This is a genomic window from Methylibium sp., from assembly GCF_031393925.1.
Taxonomy (GTDB): domain Bacteria; phylum Pseudomonadota; class Gammaproteobacteria; order Burkholderiales; family Burkholderiaceae_C; genus Methylibium.
This window is the reverse complement of the sequence record NZ_JANMWL010000040.1, coordinates 1-2,423: the sequence shown is the minus strand read 5'-3', so window position 1 is coordinate 2,423 and position 2,423 is coordinate 1. Positions and strand designations below refer to the sequence as shown.

Sequence of the window (2,423 nt, the reverse complement as noted above, 5' to 3'; positions counted from 1 at the left end):
TAGAGACGGTTCTGGGTAGCTGGGACAACCGTCGCGGTGAGCTGTTCGCCTATTCGGCCAACCCCCGGGACGATGAGCTCACCGCACGCCTGCGCCCGCGCTTTGCGCACTGGCGTTCAATCACGGCGTTGGACGACGAGGCGCTTGCAAAGCAGATTCATGACGACGGTATCCATGTCCTTGTCGATCTTGCCGGGCACACCGACCTGAGCCGCCTGCCTGTGTTCGCGTGGAAGCCTGCACCAGTGCAAGTGAGCTGGCTGGGTTACTTCGCATCGACCGGCCTCGCGAGCATTGATTACTTCATCGCCGACCCGTTGTCGGTACCGGCCCCGCACCGCACGCACTTCAGCGAAACCTTGTGCTACCTGCCGGACACGCGCTTGTGTTTCACGCCGCCGCTGGGCAGCGAGGCGCTACGGCCCGGGCCGCCACCTGCGCTGGCGCGCGGCCACCTCACCTTCGGCTGCTTCCAGGCGTCGACCAAGATCAACGACCGCGTGCTGCAGGCGTGGTCGCAGATCCTGCGCGCACTGCCCGCGGCTCGGCTGCGCTTGCAATGCAAGCAGTTCGATGACCCCGGCCTGCGCGAGCGGCTCAGGTGCCGCTGCATCGATGCCGGTATCGACGAAGCCCGTCTGTCGCTGCACGGCGCAACGCCGAGGGAGGCCTACCTCGAGGCGCATCACGAGCTTGACATCCTGCTCGACACCTTTCCCTACCCCGGCGGCACCACCACCTGCGAGGCGCTGTGGATGGGCGTGCCGACCGTCACGCTCGCAGGCAACAGCTTGCTGGCGCGGCAAGGCGCAAGCCTATTGAGTTGCGTTGGCTTGCACGACTGGATTGCCGAGGACGAGGCAGACTACGTGCAGCGGGCCGTGCGACTGGCCGCTGACCTAGCCGGCCTCGCCACGCTGCGAGCCACGCTTCGCTCGCAAATGCTCGACTCGCCGCTGGTCGATGCGCCGCGTTTCGCGTCACACCTACAGGCAGCGCTGCAGAAGATGTGGGGCGACCGGGGCGCCGCCCGCTGTCGGCCCGGCGCGGCGCCCGAAAGCGACAATGCCTGAGTCGCGAGCCGCTGATCCGATTACTCCATCACCGAAACCTCATCATGGTTCTTACTCGACTCCTCAAGGGCATCCTGTCGGGCGACGCCCGCACAACAGCCAGCAACCGCGAGCCGCCGCCCGCCACTGCGTTGGCGGCTTCGCAAGGGCCGCGTGTGCTGAATGTCGGCGGTGGCAACAAGCAGATCGCGATTCCCGAGCACTACGGCGCCTGGGAGCATTTGCTGCTGGACATTGCACCCGGCCCGGATGCCGACATCGTGCAAGACGCGCGCGAGCTAAATCGCCTGGGCCCTGAACAATTCGACGCGGTCTATTGCTCGCACAACCTCGAGCATTACTTTCGGCACGATGCCGTCAAGGTGCTCGCGGGCTTCATGCATGTGCTCAAGCCCGACGGCTTTGCCGAAATCCGTGTGCCGGACATGAAGGCCGTCGTCCAGCACATGGCGAGCACCGGCATGGACATCGACGACGTGCTTTACCAATCGAGCGCCGGTCCCATCATGGCGCACGACGTGTTCTACGGTTGGGGCAAACAGATCGAAAGCTCGGGCGTCGATTTCTACGCGCACAAGTGCGGCTTTACCGCTCAGTCGCTGGGGGCCATTCTTGGCCGGGCAGGCTTTCAGCGCGTTCTCGTGGCCGAGGCGAGCACCGGCTTCGAGATCCGGGCGCTGGCCTTCAAGCGCGAGCCGAGCGACGTGCAAAAGGCGCTACTGAAGCTCTGACTCCGCTGGCGCCTTCGGCCAAGGGCTGATCAGCGCGCCGCCGCGGCGATTGCAATTTTGCTCATTCGGTCAGTCGACGGACGATGCTTCGATCGCGCTCGGGGCGGCCGGCACAAGCGTCCGCCCTGGAAATGGAAAAGGTCTCTTGCGAGACCTTTTCCGAGACAGCGGGACCGAATTAACGGCAGCTCGACGGCATGTACTTCGGCAGAATGGTCCCACCGCACGTCCAAATTACTTGGCCAGTGGCCGAGGAGTAGTCGCCCGTCAGAGTAACCGTGCTGCCCGTGATCGCGGCGTCGCCCTTGGCCGTTGCAGTGATGACGCCCACGGTGGCGGAGGAATACGCGTATGCCACCGAAGCCACGTAATTGCTGACCTGATTAGCAATCGCCCCCGACACACTGCTCGGCATTGCGCCAATCGTGCCGGCCGCTTCAGCAACCGAAGTACGGCCCGACGAAGCCGCCAGCACTATTTCCGACACCTTGGCGCGCACGGTGTAGTCGCGGTAGGCCGGCAGCGCGACGGCCGCCAGGATGCCGATGATCGCCACGACGATCATCAGTTCGATGAGGGTAAAACCTTGTTGGACGCGTTTCATTTGAAGTTTCTCCTG

The 2,423-nt window shown here is 64.3% G+C and carries 2 protein-coding genes and 1 pseudogene; 2 read left to right on the top strand and 1 reads right to left on the bottom strand.

From position 1 onward, the window contains the following. Both RMO12_RS02875 and RMO12_RS02870 read left to right on the top strand, forming a co-directional pair. A pseudogene (locus RMO12_RS02875) lies at window positions 1–1,073 on the top strand (hypothetical protein); the annotation flags it as partial. Window positions 1,074–1,117: 44 nt separating this feature from the next. Then, window positions 1,118–1,804: a methyltransferase domain-containing protein gene (locus tag RMO12_RS02870; RefSeq protein ID WP_309638128.1), complete on the top strand. Its 687-nt coding sequence runs from the start codon at window positions 1,118–1,120 to the stop codon at window positions 1,802–1,804. A gap of 178 nt (window positions 1,805–1,982) precedes the next feature. Here RMO12_RS02870 and RMO12_RS02865 read toward each other — a convergent pair. Continuing rightward, the coding region (locus tag RMO12_RS02865) for a pilin (protein ID WP_309638127.1) at window positions 1,983–2,423 on the bottom strand (441 nt) is incomplete at its 5' end.